The sequence below is a fragment of the Leifsonia sp. SIMBA_070 genome, assembly GCF_046534635.1.
In the GTDB taxonomy this organism is placed as follows: domain Bacteria; phylum Actinomycetota; class Actinomycetes; order Actinomycetales; family Microbacteriaceae; genus Leifsonia.
Map to the genome: position 1 here is coordinate 1 of NZ_JAWRYK010000666.1, position 250 is coordinate 250.

At 41.6% G+C, this 250-nt stretch carries 1 pseudogene; it reads right to left on the reverse strand.

Features of this window, described 5'->3' with window-relative positions:
• Nucleotides 1-191 (reverse strand): annotated as a pseudogene (locus tag SB754_RS21905) (very short patch repair endonuclease); the annotation flags it as partial.
• Nucleotides 192-250: the final 59 nt, after the last annotated feature.

The following is a 250-nucleotide window of genomic DNA, read 5'->3' on the forward strand; positions in this document are numbered from 1 at the left end:
TGCCAATTTCCATTTGTATAATATTTTGTGATTTCTAAATCGCGTTCTTGGTTTCTCTCAAGCTTCTTTACCCAGAAATCGATATTGCTCTTCGGCATTTTTCCATGTATTGGGCAAAAGTGCCAAAAGCACGAATCGATGAATATGACGACCTTATACTTTTTGATGGCGATGTCTGGTGTTCCCATCATTCCCCTGACATTCCTCCTGAATCGATACCCCCTGTGCCATAGTTCATGGGAAACGAACG